A 21,485-nucleotide genomic window follows, 5' to 3' on the forward strand; every position below is an offset into this window, starting at 1 on the left:
TGGTCTCCTCCGAAATGGTCGTCACGACGTGGGCACGAGATCGGCGGCGTGCAGGACGGCCCGGGCCGCGTCGGCCGGGCGGGTGCGCAGGAAGTGGTGGCCGCCGTGGTCGAGGACGTGCAGGGTGACGTCCTCGGCGACGAGCTCCCAGCCGCGGTGGTGCTCGACGAACCCCGCGGTGCTCGGGTCGTCGGCGGCCACGACGACGGTCACCGGGGTCGCGAGCCGGCCGGCCGGGGGGTGCTCGAGCACGTCGACCAGGAAGGCGTGGGCGGCCTGGCAGTCGTGGCGGTAGGCGGCGGCCGACCGCTCGACACGCCGGGGGTCGAGCTCGGCCGCCACGCCACCGACGTCGTGGTGGCCCGCCAGACGCACGGCGATCTCGGCGTCGGTGCGCGCGTCCAGCTCCGCGGCGTCCCGCCGGCGGGCGGCCACCGTGCCGAGCAGCTGGGCGCCGAGCACGACCCGGCGGGCCGGGACCCCGCGCGCCTCGAGCCGCCGGGCCACGGCCAGGGCGACCGCGGCGCCGGACGAGTGGCCCCAGAGCAGGACGTCGGGCAGGGCGCGCTCGACGATCTCGCCCGCGACCCGGTCGGCGACCTCGGCGAGCGGGACGAACGGCTCGTCGTCGACGGTCGGGTCGTGCCCCGGCAGCTCGACGGCGTGCACGGCGAGCCCGGTCCCCCGCAGCCCGGTCGCCAGGGGCCGGAAGGACACGGCGTGCCCGCCGGCGGGCGGGATCCCGACGACCGTGCCGCGGGCGGGCCCGTCGGACTCGGCGAGCGCCTGGATCAGCCCCGTGCTCGCGGCGGCCCGCCCGTCCATCAGGGCCGCGAGGTCGGCGAGGACCGGGTGGCGGGTGATGTCGGTGAGCGAGACCTCCTTGCCCAGCCGCACCGCCATCTTCACGGCGAGCAGCGACGAGCCGCCGCGGTCGAAGAAGTGGTCGTCGCGCCCGACCGCGTCCTCGTCGACCCCGAGCAGCGGCGCCCACACCGCGGCGAGGCGGTGCTCGGTCGCCGTGCGCGGTGCCGCCCGGTCCGGCCCGCCGGTGCCGAGCTCGTCGGCGAGGGCGGTCAGCGCCTTGCGGTCGATCTTGCCGTTGCCCGTGAGCGGGAGCGTCTCGCGGTGGTGCAGCACCGCCGGGACCATGTAGCCCGGCAGCGAGGCGCCGAGGGTCGCCCGCAGCGTCTCGGTCGCGATCGGTCGTGAGCCGCTGTAGAAGCCGACCAGCTGCTTGCCGCGGCCCGGGGCCTCGGAGACGACGACGGCGCCGTCGCGGACGCCCGGCACGCGCAGCAGGGCGTTCTCCACCTCGCCCATCTCGATCCGGAAGCCGGAGATCTTCACCTGGTGGTCGCGGCGGCCGAGGAAGTCGAGCTTGCCGTCGGGCAGCCACCGTCCGCGGTCACCGCTGCGGTAGAGCCGCTCGCCGGGGCGCCGCGGGTCGGGGACGAACGCCCGCGCCGTCCTCTCGGGGTCGTTGACGTAGCCGCGACCGACGCAGACGCCCGAGAAGACGATCTCCCCGGGGGCGCCGAGCGGCACCGGGGACAGGTGCTCGTCGACGACGCGGACACCGACGTTGGCCACGGCCGGCCCGAGCGGGACCCGCTCGTGGTCGGGAACCCCGTGCAGGACCTCGTGGTTGGTGTCGTCCGAGGTCTCGGTGAGCCCGTAGGCGTTGACCAGCGGGATGTCGGGACGCACCGCGAACCACCGGGCGACGAGCTCCTTCTTCAGGGCCTCGCCGGTCACCGCGACGCAGCGCAGGTCGGGCAGGTCGACCGGGTGCTCCTCGAGGAAGGAGACGACGACGTCGAGGTAGGAGGGGACGATCTGCAGCACGCCCACCCGGCGCCGCGCGACCAGGTCGACGAACCGGGGGACGTCGAGGACGATCTCCTGCTCGACGAGGAGGGTGGTGCCGCCCACCACCAGCGCCGACACCAGCTGCCACAGGGAGATGTCGAAGCACTGCGGCGCGGTCTGGGCGACGACGGTGCCCTCGGTGATCCCCAGGTCCTCGATCTTGACGAGGACGTGGTTGAGCATCCCCGCGTGCTCGCACATCGCGCCCTTCGGCTCGCCCGTGGACCCGGAGGTGAAGTAGAGGTAGGCGAGCTGGCCGGCCGTGACGGCCGGGCGGCCGCACGCAGGGTCGGCGGTGTGGTCCCCCGCGTGGCCATCGGCCAGCGCGTCCTCGACGAGCAGCCGCTGCACCCCGTCGAGGTCGTCCAGCGCCACGTCGAGGGTCTCTTTGCTCCCGTCCTCGGTGAGGACGAGGCGGCAGCCGGCGCGCCGGAGGACGGTGCCGATGCGGTCGGCGGGGAAGTGCGGCTCGATCGGCAGGTAGGCGCCGCCCGCCGCCATGACGCCCAGCACGGCGGCCGCCCAGCCGAGGGTGCGCTCGGTGACGACGGCGACGACGTCCTCGCGCCGCAGTCCGCGCGCCAGCAGGGCGCGCGCGACGCGGTCGACGCGGTCGTCGAGCTCCCCGTAGGTCCACCGGTCGGCTCCGCGCACGAGGGCGACGGCGTCCGGTCGGGCCCGCGCGCGGTCGCGGACGAGGTCGTGCAGACGGCGGTCGGGCCGGGGGACGCGCGGGCCCGCGAGGCCGTCGAGCTGCACCCGGAGCTCGGCGGGACCCACCAGGCCGTAGCGGGTGGGAGCCGCGTCGGGATCGCCGACGAGCTGGCGCAGTGCGGTGAGGTGGTAGCCCGCGATGCGGGCCGCGGCGTCGGCGTCGAGCACGTCCGCGCGGTGGCGCACGCGCAGCACACCCCCGATCGGGCCGGCGACCCGCAGCAGGGTGCGGTCGTCGAGGTCGGCATCGCCGCCGGTGGGGTCCAGCACGCTCTCGGGCCACCCGCCCGCGAGCTCGGGATCACGGCGCAGCTCGTCGAGCGCCTCGGCGTCGCGGTCCCGCGCGTCGGCGGCTGCCGCGCCGGCGGCGGCCATGAGCTCCCGCCAGGACACCACGGTGACGTCGAGACGGCAGGGCCGCGGGGGAGCGCCCGCCGTGGGGGCGAGCCCGGTGACGACCTCGTCCTCACCGGTCAGAGCGGCGAGCACGCGGGCGTGGGCGGCCAGCACCACGGCCTCGACGGGCACCCCGGCCGCCGCCGCGAGGTGGCGCACCCCCTCCGCGAGGTCGTCGGGGACCGCCGCGACGTGCACCGCGGTCGAGGCGACGGGATCGCGGCTCCATCGGGGCAGGCGCTCGGTGCCACGGGCCAGGACACCTCGCCAGTGGGTGCGGTCGATCTGCGTCGTCATGCCCGTCCCTCCGTCCTCGCGGCCGCGGGGGCCCGGTAGCCCACCGTCTGGGTCTCGGCCATCTCGCGCGCCGGGTTGCCGCCCCACCGCTCGCCCGGGGGGACCTCCTCGCCCTTCATGAGGAAGGAGTCCGTGGCGAGGACCGCGCCGTCGCCGATCGTCGTGCCGTAGTGGATGAAGGCGCCGACACCGAAGGTGGCGCGCGCCCCGATCACGATGTGCTCGGACTTGAAGGCGCCGTCCTCCTGCGAGTGGCACTGCAGCACGACGCCCTCGTTGAACGTGCACTCGTCGCCGATGGTGGTGAAGGCGCGCTCGGTGAGGCTTGCGCCGTCGTCGAACACACGAGCGCCGATGCGGACGCCGAGCATCCGCCAGACCAGGTTCTTGTAGGGCGTGCCGTTGAACAGCGCCACCCAGGTGGGCAGGGCGACCTTCCAGTACCGCTCGTGGCGCCAGAAGTCGGGGTCGTAGATCGAGCGGCCCTCCGGGGCCCGGCACATCAGCGGCCTCACGCTGCGCTCGACCAGCACCAGGCACAGCGTCCCCAGCACGAAGATCAACAACTGCCCGGCGAGCATCTCCAGGGCTCCGACCTTGACGGGCACCGACGCGACGCACGCCACGAGCGCCGCCATGACGAGGACGAGCCACCACCCGACGAGCAGGTACAGCGCCATCGTCACCGCGTTGTGCCGGTTCTTGGCCGACAGGCCCCGGGCGAGCTCCTCGGGGGCGAGGTCGAGGGCGCTGTCGCGGGCGACCGTGCGCGGGATCTCGAAGCTCGGCGAGCCCAGGAGCCCGACGCCCTCACGCACCGGGCCGTCGACCGGGATCATCACCTTCGTCCCGAGCAGGCAGTCGTCACCGGTCCGGCCCTGCACGGGGTAGTGGATCCGGTTGCCGAGGAAGTTGCGCGCGCCGATCGCCGTGGGCGAGACCCGGAACGACGTGGCGGACAGGTCCGCGTTCATCACCGAGAGGCCGTCCGCGACGACGGTGCCGCTGCCGACCCGGGTGAGGAACGGGTTCTCGTGCTTGTTCAGCATCCCGAAGTTCGACCCGGTCTGCACCAGGGGCCGCATCCGGTAGCCGACCCGGCCGAGGTAATGGGCGATGGCCGAGCTGTCGCCGAACAGGTAGGTGAAGGCCGGGACGTTGCTCAGCGCGGCGACCGTGCGGTGCTGCCAGAAGCGCAGGCCGTAGAGGGGATACACGCGGTCGGCGCGGAGCCCGAGCGCGAACAGCCGGGGCAGCGTGGTCACCAGCAGCAGGCCCACGAGCAGGAGCCCGAAGACCATGATCACCGAGACGATGCCGGTCTCGATCCAGAACAGCCGGTTGGTCAGCGTTCCGGGTCCGGGCTCGATGAGGACCCGGAGCTGGGGGATCTCCAGGATCAGCAGTGCCGAGAGGCCGGCGGCAACGGGCAGCACCACGGCGAGCAGGACGGCGAGGGTGACCAGCGAGTAGAGGACCTTGCGCAGCGCCCCGCAGCGCATCGGCGGGACCCTCGGATAGGTCGTGTCGGTGGGCCGGGCGGGCGAGCCATGCCAGGTCGTCCCGGCGGGTACGGCCTGCCCCCGGTGCAGCGTGGAGCTGTGACCCACCGTCGCGCCGTCGCCGACGGCCGTGTCGATGTCGAGCACGACGTTCTCGCCGACCAGCGCGTCGCGCCCGATGGTGACCGGCCCGGTCTGGATGCGGCCGTCGTGCGCCCGGTAGCACGAGAGGTAGGTGTCCTTGCGGACGACCGCGCCGGTGCCCACGGTCAGCAGGTCGGTGCAGACCGGCACGTGCCCGGTGAGCAGCACCGTGCCCCGGCCGATGCGGGCGCCCAGCGCGCGGAGGTAGAGCGGGAAGAGGGGGGTCCCGGCGAAGAGCACCAGCGGGTTGGAGCGCACGAGGATCTTGACGATCCACAGCCGCAGGTAGGTCGCGCCCCAGACCGGGAACTCGCGGGGCCGCCAGCGCCCGATGATCAGCCACTTCAGCGCGATCGGGAGCACCGACAGGGCGGTGAAGGCGAAGGCGCCGACGGCGACCGACCGCAGGTAGAGGTGGAGCTCGTCCGGAGCGGCCGCGAGCCACTCGAAGGCCCAGGTGACGATGATCGCCGCGACGTAGGTGTACCCGAGGAAGAACAGCAGCTGCGCGGCGCCGCACAGGACGTAGGCGAGCCGCCCGGCCCGGGGGACGGGCGCCGCGGCCGGCGGGGGCGCGGGAGGCACTGGCACCAGGGCGGCCGAGGGCCGTGGTGCGGGGACGGTTGTGTCGGCCGGTGCGGGGGTGGGGGCGAGGGCGGTGGCCAGGGCGGTGAGGGTGGGGTGGGTGTAGACGTCCTGCATGGCGACCGACGGCAGGTCGGGGTGTTTGCGGACCCGGGCGCAGAAGCGGGCCATGACCATGGAGTCGGCGCCGAGGTCGTCGAAGACGTGGGCGTCGGGGTCGACGTGGTCGCGTTCGAGGACGCCGGCGAGGACCTCGCCCAGCTGCGCCCGGAGGCGTGCAGGCGCGGCGTCGGCCGGGGCGGGGGCCAGCGCGGGTGCGGGGGCGAGGGCGGTGGCCAGGGCGGTGAGGGTGGGGTGGGTGTAGACGTCCTGCATCGCGATCGAGGGCAGGTCGGGGTGTTTGCGGACCCGGGCGCAGAAGCGGGCCATGACCATGGAGTCGGCGCCGAGGTCGTCGAAGACGTGGGCGTCGGGGTCGACGTGGTCGCGTTCGAGGACGCCGGCGAGGACCTCGCCGAGCTGCACCCGGAGGTGCTCGGATGCCGGTGTGGGAAGCGGCCGGACGGTCGAGGCCGGACGTGAGGACAGCGGTACCAGCACCCGCGGGCGTGGCGCCGGAACGATCGGTAGCCGTTCGGTCGGGGGGTCGGGGACGGCGATGGCCGTCGTGACCGCGTCGAGGGCCACGGTGCGCGCGTCGCCACCCGGCGGCGGACCGGGCGGGGCCGCCGCCGGGCGCACCGCCCCGGCGCCCGGCGCCGACACCGCCCGATGCCGCCCCGCCGAGGGGGCGAACGTCATGGAGCGGAGCGGTCGGGTGCGTCCGTCGGTGCCGGCGCGTGGGGTCTGCACCGGAGGTGTCATCAGCCGTGTCCTCGGCGTCGATCAGGCCGGCCGGGCATCGGCGAGCGGCGCCGGCGGCGCGAGCACCCCGTCGCCGTAGTTCTCGATCAGCCAGGAGGGGGAGTAGACGGTGTCGAGGTAGCGCTCCCCGAGGTCGGGCGCGATCGCGACCGCGGTGAGGTCGGGCGCGCCGTGACGTTCCAGCCATGCCGTGGCGCCGCTGACGACGGTGCCGGTCGAGCCGCCGAACAGGAAGCCGCGCTGCGCGAGCTGGTGGCAGGCGCGCACGGTGTCCTCCTCCTCGACCCGGACGACGTCGTCGACGAGGGACGCGTCGAGCTGCGGGGGGTGCACGCTCATGCCGAGTCCGGGGATGAGCCGCCGACCCGAGGGGCCCCCGAAGCTGACCGACCCCACCGCGTCCACGGCGACGATGCGCACCGCTCGGTTCCACCGACGGAACCACCGCGCGCAACCCATCAGCGTGCCGGTCGTGCCCGCCCCGATGAACACGACGTCGAGGTCCGGGAACTGGCGGGCGATCGCCGGTGCCGTCGTGCGGTGGTGGGCCTTCCAGTTGTTCGGGTTGGCGTACTGGTCGAGCCAGACGTAGCGGGCGCTGGAGGCGCAGAGCCGGCGGATGTGGTCGAGCCGAGCACCGAGGAAACCGCCGGTGGGGTGCGGCTCGGTCACCGTGTGCACGCCGCTGCCCAGGGTCTGGATGAGGCGCCGGGTCGTGGCGTTGCATCGTGGGTCGGTCACGCAGAGGAATCGGTAGCCCTTGCTCGCCGCCACCATGGCCAGAGCCACGCCGAGGTTCCCCGAGGACGACTCCACCAGGATCGACCACTGGTTGAGGAGCCCGTCGCGCTCGGCGGCCTCGACCATGCCGATGGCCGCCTTCAACTTGATGGACCCGGCGAAGTTGAATCCCTCGCACTTGAGGAAAAGCGTGTGGCCGGTCGCGCCGCGGAGGTCGACGAACAGGTCGTCCTCGTTGTACTGGAGGGGGTCGGAAATGATGGTCACGCTGGATGCCCCCCATTGGGATCAGGTGCGCGCCGAGCGCGTGCGACTGTCGGCCGGTCCGCCACGAACGGCATCGATGCCCGTCGAGAATTCCCCTCTCGCCGTGCACGGGCAGGAATGCCCCTACCCTCCCGCTCTCCGTCGAGAGCCCGTGCTCCGCGAGGAATCCCCCTCCGCCGGTCGGTACGTGGTGCCGCCGGAGGATGTCGGTGCCGATCTCGCGGGCGTCTGTCCGCCCGTGTGCTGCAGTTCACCGGAGCCCGGTTCGCTGTTACTCCTCGGAGCGGGATCTCCGACGAGATTCACTCGTTCGGAGTAGAAGAGGCCAGGACGGTCTAGGCCTTCTGAGGCGGGTCGGGTCGCCGGTGGGGCGCGTGGAGTAACCGTCCGTCACGTCGAGCGACAGCGGCTCGATCACCGCGAGCGGAGGCGGCGCACGGTCCTCTCCGATCATCCACGGGAGGCGCGGGGCCCCCGCGTTGCGACGTTTCGGGACCTTCGACCCTGGTGCGAGCACACGGGATCGGGGCGCAAGTCGACGATTCGTGGAGGCAGGGCTCGGTGCGGTAACGAATCCTTGTCGGCCGCCGACCAACGGGGCACGCTCGGTGCTTCTCCCCGCTCGGAGGCGGGATGCCCGCGACGGCTCGACGGAGGGGCGTCCACGGAGCGGCGAGATCGACGGGGGAGAGCGGGGGAGAGCGCGGGGGCCGGAGCGTGACAGGGGGAGACCGTGGTGATCGACGACCTCGACGCTGTCGCGGAAGAGGCGTCTCGGGGCGGCCGCCGGCCGCTCGAGGAATTGCTCGCCGCCTTGACGCCGATCGTCGAGCGATATTGCCGGGCACGACTCGGGGGCCGTGAGCGACCGACGATGTCGTCGGCGGACCTGGCCCAGGACGTGTTGCTCTCCGTGATCACAGCACTACCGCGATGGCGCCGGGCCGACGGCCCGTTCCTCGGCTTCGTCTACGGGATCGCGGGCCACAAGGTGGCCAACGCGTTCCGGACGATGGGACGGGACCGCAGCGCGGCGACCTCCGACGTGCCCGAACTCCTCGAGACCGCGGAGCGCGCTTCCGGGCCGGAGGAGATGGCGATCGGGGCGTGGACCCGCCACCGGCTGTACGGGCTCCTCGAGCGACTGCCCGACCGGCAGCGCGAGGTTCTCGCCCTGCGCACGGTGATCGGTCTGAGCGTCGAGGAGGTCGCGGACGCCACGGGTAGCACGCCGGGAGCGGTGCGGATCGCGCAGCACCGGGCCCTGAGCAGCCTGCGTCAGATGCTGGCGATCGACGTCGCCGCCCGGCGCCCGCGGACCGAGCGGGCCGCCCCCGGGCACGACCAGGCGCCGTCGTGGACCGCAACGTGCTCGGGCGGGTCGGGATGACGGCAGCCGAGGGCAGGGGACGCGGCGTCGCCGACGGCTCCGGGACCTCCGGCTCCGCCCCGGGCGGTGAGGAGCGGTGCCCGGGTGGGTCGTGCGGGGACGGCTCCTGTGCCGAGGCACTCGCGGCCGACGACGCCCTCCTCGAGCGCGTCGCCCGGGGCACCCACGCGGTCGAGGAGCCAGTGGCCGACGACCTCGACGAGGAGGTCGAACGGGAGCTGGCCGCGGTCCTGAACACCTGGCGGGGATCCGTGCGACGGCACCCCGAGACGTGGTCGGTGGACGTCGACCGCGCGATGGTGCTCGTGGACCGGGCACGGTCGACCGCGTCCGGCACGCGGCGGCACCGTCTCCGCGCGCCCCTGGTCGCCGCCGCGGTCGCGGCCCTGGTGGCGGTGACCGTGTGGTCCACGCCGGGGCCGTCGACCCAGGACGCCGACGACGTCGTGCTGGCGGCCTCGGCCGATCTCGATCAGGCGTCGGCGGCCCTGGACCGCGGGGACGTGGCCCGGGCGCGGAGCGCGCTGGACCGGGCCGACCAGCACCTGCAGACCGCTGACGAGAGCCGGGCCGCCCGTCTCGCGCGGGAGCGCTGGCGAGCGGTGCACGAGCAGGTGGATTCCGGACCGTCGGCCCGGGCGACGACACGGTCGTCGGAGCGGCGGGCGGCCAGGAACACGACGTCCTCCACGACGACGGGCACGGCCGCCACCCAGGGCGCGGCGGCGGGGACGGCGGAGACGTCGTCGCGGGCCCACCGACCCCCGGCGTCGCCGCGCCGGCCCGACCGGGAGGACGCCTCGCGGCCCACGGCGCCCGAGACGGCGCCGAGGACCTCGCCGAACACCACGCCGAACACCCCGTCGACCGACCTCCGGCGACCGGCGTCAGCGCCGGTCCGCGACGTCCCCGAGCGGTCTGCGCGTGACCGCGACGAGCGGGACCGGAGCAGCCGCGAACGGCCCGAACGCGTTCAGCCTGAGCGCCACCGACCCGACAACGGCCAGGTGGAGCGCGACCGGTCCGAGCGGGTTCAGCCTGACCGCCACCGGTCCGAACGGGTTCAGCCCGACCCTGAACGGTCCGAACGTGTTCAGCCCGACCGCCACCGGTCCGAACGGGTTCAGCCCGACCCTGACCGGTCCGAGCGGGTTCAGCCCGACCGCGACCGGTCCGAGCGGGTCCATCCTGACCGCGACCGGTCCGAGCGGGTCCATCCTGACCGCGACCGGTCCGAGCGGGTTCAGCCCGACCCTGACCGGTCCGAGCGGGTTCAGCCCCAGCGCGCCCAGCCCGACCGCGACCACGGCACGGCCCGCCGGTCGGGGCCCGGCCACGTCGCCGACCCGCCTTCCGACCATCCGGTGGGTGGCACACCGGCTCCTCCGGGTCCACGCACCGAGGACCGGGACGGGCGACACGGCGAGAAGGGGCTCCAACAGCGCCGCCCGGACGACCGTGAGCATCGTCAGGATCGTGCCCAGCAGGACCGCCACGGCGACCACGAGGACGACGACCACGACGACGAGGACGAGGACGACGACGAGGACGACGACGAGGACGACGACGAGGACGACGACGAGGACGACTGACCGCCACGGAGCCGACACCGGGGCGCGGCGCACGCCGCGGCCACCGTGGCGTCCAGAACGGTCGCGTCCCACCGGCCTACGCTGGGACCGTGACCACCAGGGTGGCGGCGCTGTACACGGCGCCTGCGCGGAAGGCCCCGATGGTCGCGGTGGAGTCGATCGAGGCCGAGGCCGGCTCGGGGATCGTGGGCGACCGCCACCACGGCAGCCGTCACCGCCACGTCTCGGTGCAGAGCCGCGACGAGCTCGCCGCCGCCACCGCGGCCCGCGGGGCGCCGGTGCCCGAGGAGCTGACCCGGCGCAACCTCACCCTCGACCACGGGGCGGTACCCACGATTCCCGGCGCCCGCCTCGTGGTCGGCGACGTCGTGCTCGAGGTGGTCCGCCGGGCCGCGCCGTGTCGGGTGATGGACACCGAGATCGGTCCCGGCGCCGCGCGGGCGATGCACGAGCGCGGCGGCGCGATCTGCCGGGTGCTCAGCTCGGGGACGATCGCCGTGGGCGACGCGGTGGAGCTGCCGGGCTGATCACCGCGACGGTCCGGCGCAGGGGCCGACCGTCGCGGCGACGCCGTCGTGGTCCGAACCCGGCAGCGGGAACCGGCGAGCCCCGTCGCCGCACCAGCCGGGGCCGACGAGCAGGTGGTCGATGCGCAGGAGCAGCAGCCGCCACTGCGTCACCGACGTCGGCCCCGCCCACCCGGCACGCATCGCGTCGGTCAGCCCGACCTCGTCGGCGAGCAGCCGGTAGTCGCGGGCGCGGTCGGTGGAGTTGAGGTCGCCGGCCACGACGACGGGACCGCGCTCGCGCGCGACGCGCGCCGCGACCTCCTCGACGAGACGGTGGTGCTCGGCCGGCGTGGCCTGGTAGCTGCCGCGGCCGGTCCACCAGGGCCGCGGCACGTGCAGGGCGTAGAGCACGAACGGCGTCGGCCCCTCGACCGCCACGCGCATCCCGCGCAGGTCCGGCCCGGGCCGTTCGAGCAGCCGGACGGGGACGCGGCTGTACACCCCGACGGCCGGGGCGCCGAGCGAGGACACGTGGAACGGGTACGCCGCGGCCACCGCGCGGTCGACGCCGGGGCCGTTCTCCACGACGACGAGCACGTCGGCGGACGCCCCCACCAGCGCGGGCACCGTCGAGGGCAGGCCGGTCACGTTGGCGCTCGCGACGGTCAGGGCCGCGCCCGGGCGCACCGCCCCCGCGTCGGCGGGCGTCCACGGCCCGACCACCGCCATCGCGGCCGCCAGCACCGCGGACACGGCCGAGGGCACGCCACGTCGCCGCCCGCGCACGACCGCGGTGGCCGCCGCGGCGAGTGCGATCACCGGCAGGAGGATCGCGAGGACGTCGCCGACGAGGCCGAGCGGGTCGCGCAGCGGGAACCACAGCCAGGGCAGCACCGCGAGCAGCGCCCAGAGCCACGGCGCGGCCCCCGTCCGGCGGCGTGGCGGCGGAGCGACGGTGTCCCGCTCCACGTCTCGGCCCTCCCCGGCGCTGCCCGGGTCGACGGTAGCGAGCCGGATGACGCGGCGCCGCACGACGATCGTGCGCGGGCGACTCGGCCGCCGACAGCGGATCGCAAGGCGGGGTCGGGACCGGGTCGGGTACCCGAGGGACTCGTGCACACGTCGCGCCTCCTCGATACGGGGCGGGTGCGCCACGGCCGGCCGTGCCCGTGTGCCTGCCCCCGGCGTGCCGTCGCCGTGGTGGAGGGGTTGCATTCGAGGAGGGAGGCCCCGAGTGAGACGCGCGCTCGTCCGCCTGGGGGTCGCGCTGCTGACCGCTCTGGTGCTGCTCGTCGCGTACGGGCTGCTGGTGGAACCGCGCCTCGTGCGGGACGAGGAGCGGTTCCCGGTCGATCTGCCCCGGCTGCCCGCCGACGCGCCGAGCCGGACCGTCGCCGTGTTCTCCGACCTGCAGGTCGGGATGTGGTTCGCCAACACCGGGATGGTCGAGGACATCGTCGAGCGGGTGGTCGAGGAGCGTCCGAGCGCGGCGCTGATCGGCGGTGACTTCGTCTACAGCCACGATCCCGTCCCGGCGGAGCAGGTGGACCGAGCCGTCGACCTGGTGGCACCGCTCACCGCGGCCGGGATCCCGACCTTCGCGGTCCTGGGCAACCACGACTACGCCGTGGGCGCGGTGGACGAGCTCGTCGTCGGCCTCGAGAGCATCGGCGTGCGGGTCCTGCGCAACGAGGCGGCGCCCGTCCCCGGTACCGGCGCCGGCGCCGCTGCCCTGCACGTCGTGGGGCTGGGCCCGGCCCGGCCGGACCGGACGGACGTGGCGGCGGCGCTGGCCCAGCTCCCGAACGGTGCGCCGAGGGTGGTGCTCGCGCACAACCCGACGTCGTTCCCGCAGCTGCCCGCGGACAGTGCGCCGCTGGCCGTGGCCGGACACACCCATTGCGGTCAGGTCGCCGTCCCGTTCACCCCGGAGTGGTCGTTCCTCGAGCTCACCGCCGAGGAGCGCTACGTCGTCGACGGGTGGGCTCCGCCCGGGTACGGCGCCGTGGGGAACCGGCTCCACGTCAACTGCGGCATCGGGTTCAGCGTCGCCCCGATACGGATCGCGGCACCGCCGCAGCTGGTGCTCTTCGACCTGCAGCCCACCACGCGGGGCTCGCCGTGACCGGCGGGCGCCGGGGCTTCGTGGTCGACAGCGTCGTCGGACTCGCGGCGCTGCTGATGGGCGGGGTGGTGTTCGCGCTCCTGGTGGCGCTGGTGCAGGCCGAGTCGATGCTGGTCACCCTCGACCGGTACGTCGCCGCGGAGCTGAACGCGATCGTGTCGGGGAGCCCGTTCCTCCGATCGGTCCTCGGACTGATCACCGACCTCGGCGGGTCCCCAGCGAGCTGGGTGGTCCTCACCGCGCTGTCGGTCGCCCTGTGGTGGCGCCGCCGGCGCCGCCTCGCCCTCTACGTCGTCGTGACCGGGCTCGGGCTGCTGGTGCTCAACCCCGGGGTGAAGGAGCTGGTCGGGCGCCTGCGGCCGGTGGTGGAGGAGCCGGTCGCGACGGCGCCGGGTCCGAGCTTCCCGAGCGGTCACGCCCTCGGGTCGCTCGTGACCTACGGTGTCGCGCTCCTGGTCCTGCTGCCGGCGATACCGCAGCGGTGGCGGCGGCCGGCGATCGCGGGCGCGGCGTCCCTCGTCGTGCTCATCGGCTTCACCCGCGTCGCGCTGGGCGTCCACTTCCTGAGCGACGTCGTCGGCGGGTGGCTCCTCGGGCTGGGCTGGCTTGCGATCACCACGACCGCGTTCCGCGCCGGGCCCGGAGCCGGCCCGCGGTCGGCGCCCCCGCTCCCGCACGGCCTCGAGCCGCGAGCGGCCCCGGATCTCGTGCCCGTCCCGGACGACCGACCGTCCTTCACGGACCCGGTGCGGCGTGCCGCCGCGCTGGTGGTCGCCTGGGTGCTGCTGTGGGGGCTGCTGCTCGGCGCCGGCGCCGTGGTCACCCAGGCCTTCCCCGCCCCGGCCGACCGGGTCGACAGCGCCGTCGTGCGGTGGATGGTCGAGCACCGCACGTCGCCCGTGACCGTCGTGGCCACGACGGTGGGGAAGCTCGGCAGCACCGGCGTCGTGATCAGCGTCGCCGTGTTCGTCGCCGTGGTGGCCGTCGGGATCACGCGCCGCCGGCGGCCGGTGCTGTTCCTCGGGGTCGTGCTCGTCGGGGAGGTCGCCCTGTTCCTCGCCACGGCGTCGATCATCGGCCGTTCCCGTCCGCCGGTCCCGCAGCTCGGACCGGAGCTCCCGCCCACCTCGAGCTTCCCGTCCGGTCACGTCTCCGCCGCGGCCAGCCTCTACGGGGCCACCGCCGTGCTCGTGCTGACCTGGGCCCGGAGGTGGTGGCGATGGCTCGTGGTGGCCACGGCGGCGCTCGTCGCGGTGCTGGTCGCGCTGGCCCGCCTCTACTTCGGGGTGCACTACCCGAGCGACGTGCTCGCCAGCGGGCTCCTCGCGGTGCCCTGGCTGCTGGCCTGCTGGTACGTGCTGCGGCCGGAGGCGGCGCGAGGTCGGCCACACGGTGTCCGAGGGGGGACTTGAACCCCCACGCCCTACTCGGGCACTAGCACCTCAAGCTAGCGCGTCTGCCATTCCGCCACTCGGACTTGCCGGTGTCGAGAGTAGAGGATGCCGGTGGCGGTCCGGACACCGGGGACCGATCACGGTTCGGGAGCGGAGCGTTCGACCGCGACGGCCAGGTCCTCGAGGTCCCGGGCGAGCGCGCGCCGCACCATGTGGTTGCCCACCGGCCCCATGAGGGCCGACAGCACGCGGGACGGCCCGGACGTCCCGCGGCGGCTGGCAGGATGCGGCGCATGGGTCGTGCCGAAGACGAGGTCGTGACGCTGACCAGCGAGCTCATCCAGATCGACAGCCAGAACACGGGAGACCTCGCGACGACCACCGGCGAGGCCGAGGCGGCCGCGTACGTGGACGCGAAGCTGCGGGAGGTCGGCTACGAGACCGAGGTGATCGAGTCCGGGGCCCCGGGTCGGCACAACGTCTTCGCGCGGCTGAAGGGCGCCGATCCGGACCGTCCCGCGCTGCTCGTGCACGGCCACCTCGACGTCGTCCCGTTCGACGCCGGCGAGTGGTCGGTCCACCCGCTGTCCGGGTCGGTCCAGGACGACTACGTCTGGGGCCGGGGTGCGGTGGACATGAAGGACATGGACGCGATGATCCTGGCGTTGGCCCGCCAGTTCGCCGCCGAGGGCACCGTGCCGCCGCGGGACCTCGTGTTCGCGTTCCTCGCCGACGAGGAGGCCGGCGGCACCTACGGCTCCCACTGGCTCGCCGAGCACCGCCCCGACCTGTTCGAGGGCTGCACCGAGGCGCTCGGCGAGGTCGGCGGCTTCTCGCTGACCCTCGGCGAGGACGTCCGCGTCTACCCGGTGATGACCGCGGAGAAGTCGATCGCCTGGATGAAGCTCCGGGTGCGCTCGCGCCCCGGCCACGGCTCGATGGTGCACGACGAGAACGCCGTGACGATCCTCGCCGAGGCCGTCGCGCGGCTGGGCCGCCACCGCTTCCCGCTGGTGCTCACCGAGTCCGTGCAGGGCTTCTTCGACGAGGTCACGGCGCTGACCGGCATCGCGTTCCCCACCGACTCCTCCGCCGCGCTCGACTCGGCGGTGGCCAAGCTCGGCGGGGTCGCCCGGGTCGTCGGCGCGACCACCCGCGACACCGCCAACCCGACGATGCTGCAGGCCGGCTACAAGGCCAACGTCATCCCGTCACTGGCCGAGGCCACGATCGACTGCCGCGTGCTGCCCGGCCGCCAGGAGGCGTTCGAGCGCGAGCTCGACGAGCTGCTCGGCCCCGACGTCGAGCGCGAGTGGATCCGCAACCTCGAGGCCGTCGAGACCCCGTTCTCCGGCGAGCTCGTCGACGTCATCACCCGCGCCGTGCAGGAGGAGGACCCGCAGGCCCACACGCTGCCCTACATGATGTCGGGCGGCACCGACGCGAAGGCGTTCGTCAAGCTCGGGATGCGCTGCTTCGGCTTCGCCCCGCTGCGCCTGCCCCCCGACCTCGACTTCACCGCGCTCTTCCACGGCATCGACGAGCGGGTGCCGGTGGACGCGCTGCACTTCGGCACCCGGGTGCTCGAGCGCATCCTGCTGCGGGCCTGATGCGCGCCTGGCGTGTGCCCGCGTACGGCCCGTTCGACGAGGTCCTCGAGGTGGCCGATGTGCGGCGCCCGGAGCCGGGGGAGGGACAGACCCGCGTGCGGGTGGAGGCGGCCGCCCTGAACTTCGCCGACATCCTCTACTGCTCCGGCGAGTACCAGGACCGCATCCCGCCGCCGTTCACGCCCGGGCTCGAGGTGGCGGGCGTGACCGAGGACGGCCGGCGGGTCTTCGGGCCCGTGGTGATGCCGCACGGCGGCTTCGCCGAGGAGGCGGTGCTCTCGACGACCTGGCCGTGGCCCGAGGGCATGACCGCCGCGCAGGCCGCCGGCTTCTTCGTCGCCTACCAGACCGGCTGGTGCGCGCTGCACCACCGCACGACGCTCTCGCCCGGGGAGACCCTGCTCGTGCTGGCCGCGGCGGGCGGGGTCGGCGCGGCCGCGGTGCAGCTGGGCCGGGCGGCGGGCGCGCGCGTGATCGCGGTGGTCGGCGACGAGGAGAAGGCCGCCGTGGCGCGCGGCCTCGGCGCCGACGAGGTGCTGGTCCAGCCCGAGGACCTCGTGACGGCGGTGCGGGAGCTGACCGACGGCCACGGGGCCGACGTCGTCTACGACCCGGTGGGCGGCGACTCCTTCGACGCCGCGCGGCGGGTCGTGGCGTGGGAGGGCCGGCTGTTGGTGATCGGCTTCGCGGGCGGGCGGATCGCGCACGCGCCGACCAACCACGCGCTGGTGAAGAACTACGCCGTGATCGGGGTGCACTGGGCGGTCTACCGGCAGCGGGCGCCCGAGCTCGTCGCGGCGTGGCAGCGCGAGCTGGAGGCGTGGGCGCGGCGGGCGATCGACCCGCTGGTCGGGGCCGAGTACGCCTTCGACGACCTGCCCGCGGCGCTCACCGAGCTGGCCGCGCGGCGCACGACCGGCCGTGTGGTGCTGCGCGCGCCTTAGGTGGCGAGGCCGGCGACCAGCGAGCGGGAGAGCCTGCGGCGCAGCCACACCTTCCGCGTGCCGTCGGCGTAGAGCAGCGTGCGGGCGAGCTCCCAGCCGCCGAACTCGGCGCGGATGCCGAGCTGGACCGTGGCCGAGATGCGGGTGATGTCCGGGGGGAGGCGGACGGGCTGGTACTCCCAGTCTCCGTCCACCACGGGTGCGCCGACGGCCGCACCCCCGTCGTGGGCACCAGCGTCGTTCACGAGCCGACCACCTCCGGGACAGCTGCAGGAAGCCAGAGCCACCGTACGCAGACGGGTGCGCTCCGCGCACGTGAGCAGTGAGAAGTGCCGGAGCACCAATTTCTGCTCACGTGCGCGGAGCGCACCTCACTCCCAGGGCGGGAGGTCGGGCTCCTCGGGCTCGTCGTCCGGGGTGGTGGGGGAGCTCACGTCGTCGAGCGCGCCCCGGATCGCCGGTGGCAGGACGAGCTCCTCGGCGGCCAGCGACCCCAGCAGCTGGGCCCCGTCGCGGGCCCCGACGACCGGCGCGACCACCCCGGGCCGGTCGCGGACCCACGCCAGCGCGACGGCCAGCGGCGAGGTGCCGAGCCCGTGGGCGGCGGTCACGACGGCCTGCACGATGCGGGCGGTGCGCTCGGTGCGGTGCCGCCCGACGTAGCCCGCGAGGTGGGCCGAGGCGCCGCGGGAATCGGCGGGCACGCCCTCGCGGTACTTGCCGGTGAGCACGCCGCGCCCCAGCGGGCCCCAGGGCAGCAGCCCCAGCCCGTGGTGCTCGGCGGCCGGCAGCACCTCGGCCTCCACCGACCGGTCGAGCAGCGAGTACTCCGACTGCACCGACACCAGCGGCAGCGAGGTCACGCTCTGCCGCACGGCGGCCGAGGCCACCTGCCAGCCCGCGTAGTTGGCGACCCCGGCGTAGCGGGCGCGCCCGGTGGTCAGCGCCACGTCGACCGCGGCGAGGGTCTCGTCGAGGGGCACGTCGTCGTCCCAGGCGTGCAGCTGCCAGAGGTCGACGTAGTCGGTCTCGAGCCGGTCGAGCGAGGCGTCCAGCGCCGCGAGCAGCGCCGCCCGTGACGCGCCGCCGCCGAACGGCCCGTCCTCCCGGCGCGCGCCGGCCTTGGTGGCCACCACGACCTCGCTGCGCGGGATGACGTCGTCGAACAGCCCGCCCAGGATCCGCTCGGCCTCGCCGGCGGCGTAGACGTCGGCGGTGTCGACCAGTGTGCCGCCGGCGTCGAGGAACGCCAGCAGGGACGCGCCCGCCTCGTCGGCGTCGGTGTCGCGGCCCCAGCTCATGGTGCCCAGGGCCAGGCGGGAGACCCGCAGCCCGCTCGTGCCCAGGCGTCGCTGCTCCACGGCGCCCCACCTTACGAAGCGCTCACGGGCGGGAGCGCTCCGGGCACGGGGCGCCGGGTCACATGCCCGGTGTGGGCTACCGTCACGCGCCGTGCAGGGCGCTCCGATGGGCTGGCTCGAGGCGATCGTCCTCGGGATCGTGCAGGGACTCACCGAGTTCCTGCCGGTGTCCTCCTCGGCGCACCTGCGGATCACCTCGGCGTTCTTCTTCGGCAACGACGCCGGCGCGGCGTTCACCGCCGTCACCCAGCTCGGCACCGAGACCGCGGTGCTCATCTACTTCTTCTCCGACATCTGGCGCCTGCTGAAGGCCTGGTGCGTGGGCCTCGTCCGCCGCGAGGACCGCGGGTACGACTTCCGGCTCGCCTGGTACGTGATCCTCGGCTCACTCCCGATCGGCGTGCTCGGGCTGGCGTTCGAGGACGCGATCAAGGGCCCGGCCCGCAACCTCTACCTCAACGGCGCCGTGCTGGTGATCTTCGGTCTCATCCTGGCCGCCGCCGAGCGCTACGGCCGCCAGCGCCGCGGGCCCGATCAGCTCTCCCTGCGCGACGGCCTCGTCATGGGCTGCGCGCAGGCGATGGCGCTCATCCCGGGCGTCTCCCGCTCCGGCGGCACGATCACCGCCGGCCTCTTCCTGGGGCTCGAGCGGGCCGTCGCCGTGCGCTTCTCGTTCCTGCTGGCCCTGCCCGCGGTGTTCGCCTCCGGGCTGACCCAGATCCCCGACATCCTCGACCCGACCAGCGCGGACGTGCAGGGCGGCGTGGTGGTGTTCCCGAGCGTCGCACAGATGATCGTCGCCACCCTCGTCGCGTTCGTCCTCGGCTACGCCTCGATCGCGTGGCTGCTGCGCTTCGTCGAGAACCACACGATCTACGTGTTCGTCTGGTACCGGGTGCTGCTCGGCCTGATCGTCGTGCTCGCGGTCAGCAACGGTGTCGTTCCCGCCACGTAGGGTCGGCACCGTGACGACGGTGATCCTGCTGCGGCACGGGCGGTCGACGGCCAACACCTCGGGGGTGCTCGCCGGGCGCAGCCCCGGCGTGGGCATCGACGACCACGGGCGCGCGCAGGCCGAGAAGCTGGTCGACCGCCTGGCCGAGCTGCCCCTCGCCGCGGTCGTGACCTCGCCGCTGCAGCGCTGCCGCGAGACCCTCGCGCCGCTGCTCGACGCCCGCGGGCTCGAGCCGACCGTCGAGGACGACCTGTCCGAGGTCGACTACGGCGACTGGACGGGCCGCAAGCTCGGCGACCTGGGCAAGGAGGACCTCTGGAAGGTCGTCCAGGCCCACCCGTCGGCGGCGGTGTTCCCCGGAGGTGAGGGGCTGGCCGGCATGCAGGCCCGCGCCGTGGCCGCGATCCGGCGCCACGCCGCGCGCATCGGCGCCGAGCACGGCGAGCGCGCCCTGTGGGTCGCGTGCAGCCACGGCGACGTGATCAAGGCCGCGGTCGCCGACGCGCTCGGCCTGCACCTCGACTCGTTCCAGCGCATCGTCGTCGACCCGTGCTCGGTCAGCGTCATCAGCTACACGCCGACGCGGCCCTTCGTCGTGCGGGTCAACGACACCGGCGGCGACCTGTCCGCGCTGGTCCCGAAGCCGGAGAGCGAGGAGACGGCGGCCGACGGCGAGGCGGCGGACGGCGCCGGCGGCGACGACGCCGTGCCCGCGGCGGCCACCATCGGGGGGTCGACCGGCGTAGCATGAAGGGGCTGTCCGCGCCAGGTCCGCGCACGCCCGTGCGCACCGGTCCGGCGGCGCCCCGCCCGGAGTCCTACGATCGAGATGCCATGCCCAGGGTCATCCACGTCTTCCGTCAGCCCGACCGGTTCGTCGCCGGCACCGTCGGGCAGCCCGGCGAACGTTCGTTCTACCTCCAGGCCACCGAGCAGGCCCGCAAGGTGAGCGTGCTGCTGGAGAAGCAGCAGGTCTCCGTGCTCTCGGAGCGGATCGGCACCCTGCTCGAGGAGGTCTCCCGCCGTTTCGGCGCCGACGTGCCCACCACCGTGCCCGAGGACGAGGTCGACACCTCGCCGCTCGAGGTCCCGGTCGAGGAGGAGTTCCGCGTCGGCACCATGGGGCTCGGCTGGGACGCCGAGTCACGCAACGTCGTCGTCGAGCTCCTCGCGGTCACCGAGGAGGAGATCGACGAGTCGGTCGTGCTCGACGACACCGACGAGGGCCCCGACGCGCTGCGCGTGTTCCTCTCGCCGGCCGGCGCGCGGGCGTTCGCGACGCGCGCCGAGCGGGTCGTCTCGGCCGGTCGGCGCCTGTGCCCGCTGTGCACCCAGCCGCTCGACGCCGCGGGCCACGTCTGTCCCCGCCAGAACGGCTACCGCCGCGTGACGACCCCCGAGTAGGCGCGTGACCGAGACCCCGGACACGCTGGAGCTCCTCGTCCACGGCACCCTCGAGGTGCACGGACGCCTCACCGAGGCCTCCAACACCACGCTGCTGTGCGGCATCGCGGTGAACGGGGTCTCCGAGCTCTGCGTCTACAAGCCCGTACGCGGAGAGCGCCCCCTGTGGGACTTCCCGGACGGCACGCTCGCCGGGCGCGAGGTGGCGACGTACCTGGTCAGCCAGGCCGCTGGCTTCGACGTCGTCCCCCCGACGGTCCTGCGCGACGGCCCGTTCGGGCCGGGCATGGTGCAGCGCTGGATCGAGGTCGACGAGGAGCGCGAGCTCGTCGACATCGTCTCCCCGAAGAAGGTGGGCAAGGGCTGGCGGACGGTGCTGCGCGCCCGCGGCGCCGACGGCGACCCGGCGCTGCTCGTCCACGCCGACGACCCGGCGCTGTATCGGATGGCCACGCTCGACGTGGTGGTCAACAACGCCGACCGCAAGGGCGGGCACGTCCTCGCCGGCGCCGACGGCGGCGTCTACGGCGTCGACCACGGCATCTGCCTGCACCGCGAGGAGAAGCTGCGCACGGTGCTGTGGGGCTGGGTGGGCGAGCCGCTGCCGGAGGAGATCGTCGAGTGCCTGCGCCGGCTGCGCGCCGCGCTGTCACCGGGGCACCCGAGCGGACTGAACGACACCCTGCACGAGCACCTGACGCGCGCCGAGGTCTCGGCGCTGCGCTCGCGCACCGCCCGGCTGCTCGACGCGGGCGAGCTGCCGGCCCCCGGCGGACGCTGGCCGCCGATCCCGTGGCCCGCCTTCTGACCTGACCCCTG

Annotated in this window: 17 protein-coding genes and 1 tRNA gene; 11 read left to right on the forward strand and 7 right to left on the reverse strand. The window is 74.5% G+C overall.

The window, feature by feature from the left end:
• Window positions 1-21: 21 nt before the first annotated feature.
• From C8D89_RS24675 to sbnA, 3 genes are all read right to left on the reverse strand, one after another.
• Window positions 22-3,279 carry a non-ribosomal peptide synthetase gene (locus C8D89_RS24675; RefSeq protein WP_116710793.1) on the reverse strand — a complete coding sequence of 1,086 codons (3,258 nt, stop codon included), beginning with the start codon at window positions 3,277-3,279 and terminating at the stop codon, window positions 22-24.
• Window positions 3,276-6,311, reverse strand: a complete 3,036-nt coding sequence (locus tag C8D89_RS24680; RefSeq protein ID WP_116710831.1) for a Pls/PosA family non-ribosomal peptide synthetase — start codon at window positions 6,309-6,311, stop codon at window positions 3,276-3,278. Before C8D89_RS24680 ends, C8D89_RS24675 begins: the two co-directional genes overlap by 4 nt.
• A gap of 84 nt (window positions 6,312-6,395) precedes the next feature.
• Entirely contained in the window at window positions 6,396-7,382 is a 987-nt protein-coding gene (sbnA, locus tag C8D89_RS24685) for a 2,3-diaminopropionate biosynthesis protein SbnA (RefSeq protein WP_116710794.1), read from the reverse strand.
• A gap of 736 nt (window positions 7,383-8,118) precedes the next feature.
• Here sbnA and C8D89_RS24690 point away from each other — a divergent pair.
• From C8D89_RS24690 to C8D89_RS24710, 3 genes are all read left to right on the forward strand, one after another.
• Window positions 8,119-8,772, forward strand: coding sequence for a sigma-70 family RNA polymerase sigma factor (locus C8D89_RS24690; protein WP_116710795.1), 654 nt, complete (start codon window positions 8,119-8,121; stop codon window positions 8,770-8,772).
• Entirely contained in the window at window positions 8,739-10,364 is a 1,626-nt protein-coding gene (locus C8D89_RS29910; protein ID WP_133252058.1) for a hypothetical protein, read from the forward strand. The genes C8D89_RS24690 and C8D89_RS29910 overlap by 34 nt, the downstream gene beginning before the upstream one ends.
• Window positions 10,365-10,453: 89 nt before the next feature.
• Window positions 10,454-10,891: an MOSC domain-containing protein gene (locus C8D89_RS24710; protein ID WP_243418354.1), complete on the forward strand. Its 438-nt coding sequence runs from the start codon at window positions 10,454-10,456 to the stop codon at window positions 10,889-10,891.
• On the opposite strand, the gene C8D89_RS24715 is transcribed toward C8D89_RS24710, so the two are convergent.
• Window positions 10,892-11,842, reverse strand: a complete 951-nt coding sequence (locus C8D89_RS24715) for an endonuclease/exonuclease/phosphatase family protein (RefSeq protein WP_133252059.1) — start codon at window positions 11,840-11,842, stop codon at window positions 10,892-10,894. It abuts the gene before it with no gap.
• Window positions 11,843-12,107: 265 nt separating this feature from the next.
• Between C8D89_RS24715 and C8D89_RS24720 the strand changes: the two genes are divergently transcribed.
• Both C8D89_RS24720 and C8D89_RS24725 read left to right on the forward strand, forming a co-directional pair.
• Window positions 12,108-12,998 carry a metallophosphoesterase gene (locus tag C8D89_RS24720; RefSeq protein WP_207787404.1) on the forward strand — a complete coding sequence of 297 codons (891 nt, stop codon included), beginning with the start codon at window positions 12,108-12,110 and terminating at the stop codon, window positions 12,996-12,998.
• Window positions 12,995-14,410 carry a phosphatase PAP2 family protein gene (locus C8D89_RS24725; RefSeq protein WP_116710801.1) on the forward strand — a complete coding sequence of 472 codons (1,416 nt, stop codon included), beginning with the start codon at window positions 12,995-12,997 and terminating at the stop codon, window positions 14,408-14,410. The genes C8D89_RS24720 and C8D89_RS24725 overlap by 4 nt, the downstream gene beginning before the upstream one ends.
• On the opposite strand, the gene C8D89_RS24730 is transcribed toward C8D89_RS24725, so the two are convergent.
• Window positions 14,392-14,475: transfer RNA gene (locus tag C8D89_RS24730), tRNA-Leu, on the reverse strand. The genes C8D89_RS24725 and C8D89_RS24730 overlap by 19 nt on opposite strands.
• Before the next feature lie 210 nt (window positions 14,476-14,685).
• Between C8D89_RS24730 and C8D89_RS24735 the strand changes: the two genes are divergently transcribed.
• On the forward strand, window positions 14,686-16,002 hold the full coding sequence (locus C8D89_RS24735) for a M20/M25/M40 family metallo-hydrolase (protein WP_116710802.1): 1,317 nt from the start codon (window positions 14,686-14,688) through the stop codon (window positions 16,000-16,002).
• Complete coding sequence (locus tag C8D89_RS24740; RefSeq protein ID WP_116710803.1) at window positions 16,002-16,946, forward strand: NADPH:quinone oxidoreductase family protein; 945 nt, start codon at window positions 16,002-16,004, stop codon at window positions 16,944-16,946. Before C8D89_RS24735 ends, C8D89_RS24740 begins: the two co-directional genes overlap by 1 nt.
• Here the strand turns inward: C8D89_RS24740 and C8D89_RS24745 are convergent.
• Window positions 16,943-17,191, reverse strand: a complete 249-nt coding sequence (locus tag C8D89_RS24745; RefSeq protein ID WP_243418355.1) for a DUF5703 family protein — start codon at window positions 17,189-17,191, stop codon at window positions 16,943-16,945. The two genes, C8D89_RS24740 and C8D89_RS24745, sit on opposite strands and share 4 nt — an antisense overlap.
• A 126-nt stretch (window positions 17,192-17,317) precedes the next feature.
• Window positions 17,318-18,307 (reverse strand): aldo/keto reductase, encoded by a 990-nt coding sequence (locus tag C8D89_RS24750; RefSeq protein WP_116710804.1) that lies wholly within the window; start codon window positions 18,305-18,307, stop codon window positions 17,318-17,320.
• 106 nt (window positions 18,308-18,413) lie between these two features.
• Here C8D89_RS24750 and C8D89_RS24755 point away from each other — a divergent pair, with 106 nt between their 5' ends.
• From C8D89_RS24755 to C8D89_RS24770, 4 genes are all read left to right on the forward strand, one after another.
• Window positions 18,414-19,262 carry an undecaprenyl-diphosphate phosphatase gene (locus C8D89_RS24755; RefSeq protein WP_116710805.1) on the forward strand — a complete coding sequence of 283 codons (849 nt, stop codon included), beginning with the start codon at window positions 18,414-18,416 and terminating at the stop codon, window positions 19,260-19,262.
• 10 nt (window positions 19,263-19,272) lie between these two features.
• Window positions 19,273-20,013 (forward strand): histidine phosphatase family protein, encoded by a 741-nt coding sequence (locus C8D89_RS24760; protein WP_116710806.1) that lies wholly within the window; start codon window positions 19,273-19,275, stop codon window positions 20,011-20,013.
• An 83-nt stretch (window positions 20,014-20,096) separates the two neighbouring features.
• On the forward strand, window positions 20,097-20,666 hold the full coding sequence (locus tag C8D89_RS24765) for a DUF3090 domain-containing protein (RefSeq protein WP_116710807.1): 570 nt from the start codon (window positions 20,097-20,099) through the stop codon (window positions 20,664-20,666).
• A gap of 4 nt (window positions 20,667-20,670) precedes the next feature.
• Window positions 20,671-21,474 (forward strand): SCO1664 family protein, encoded by an 804-nt coding sequence (locus tag C8D89_RS24770; protein ID WP_116710808.1) that lies wholly within the window; start codon window positions 20,671-20,673, stop codon window positions 21,472-21,474.
• The last annotated feature ends 11 nt before the right edge of the window (window positions 21,475-21,485 follow it).

This window comes from Actinomycetospora cinnamomea (assembly GCF_003096675.1).
Classification (GTDB): Bacteria; Actinomycetota; Actinomycetes; order Mycobacteriales; family Pseudonocardiaceae; genus Actinomycetospora; species Actinomycetospora cinnamomea.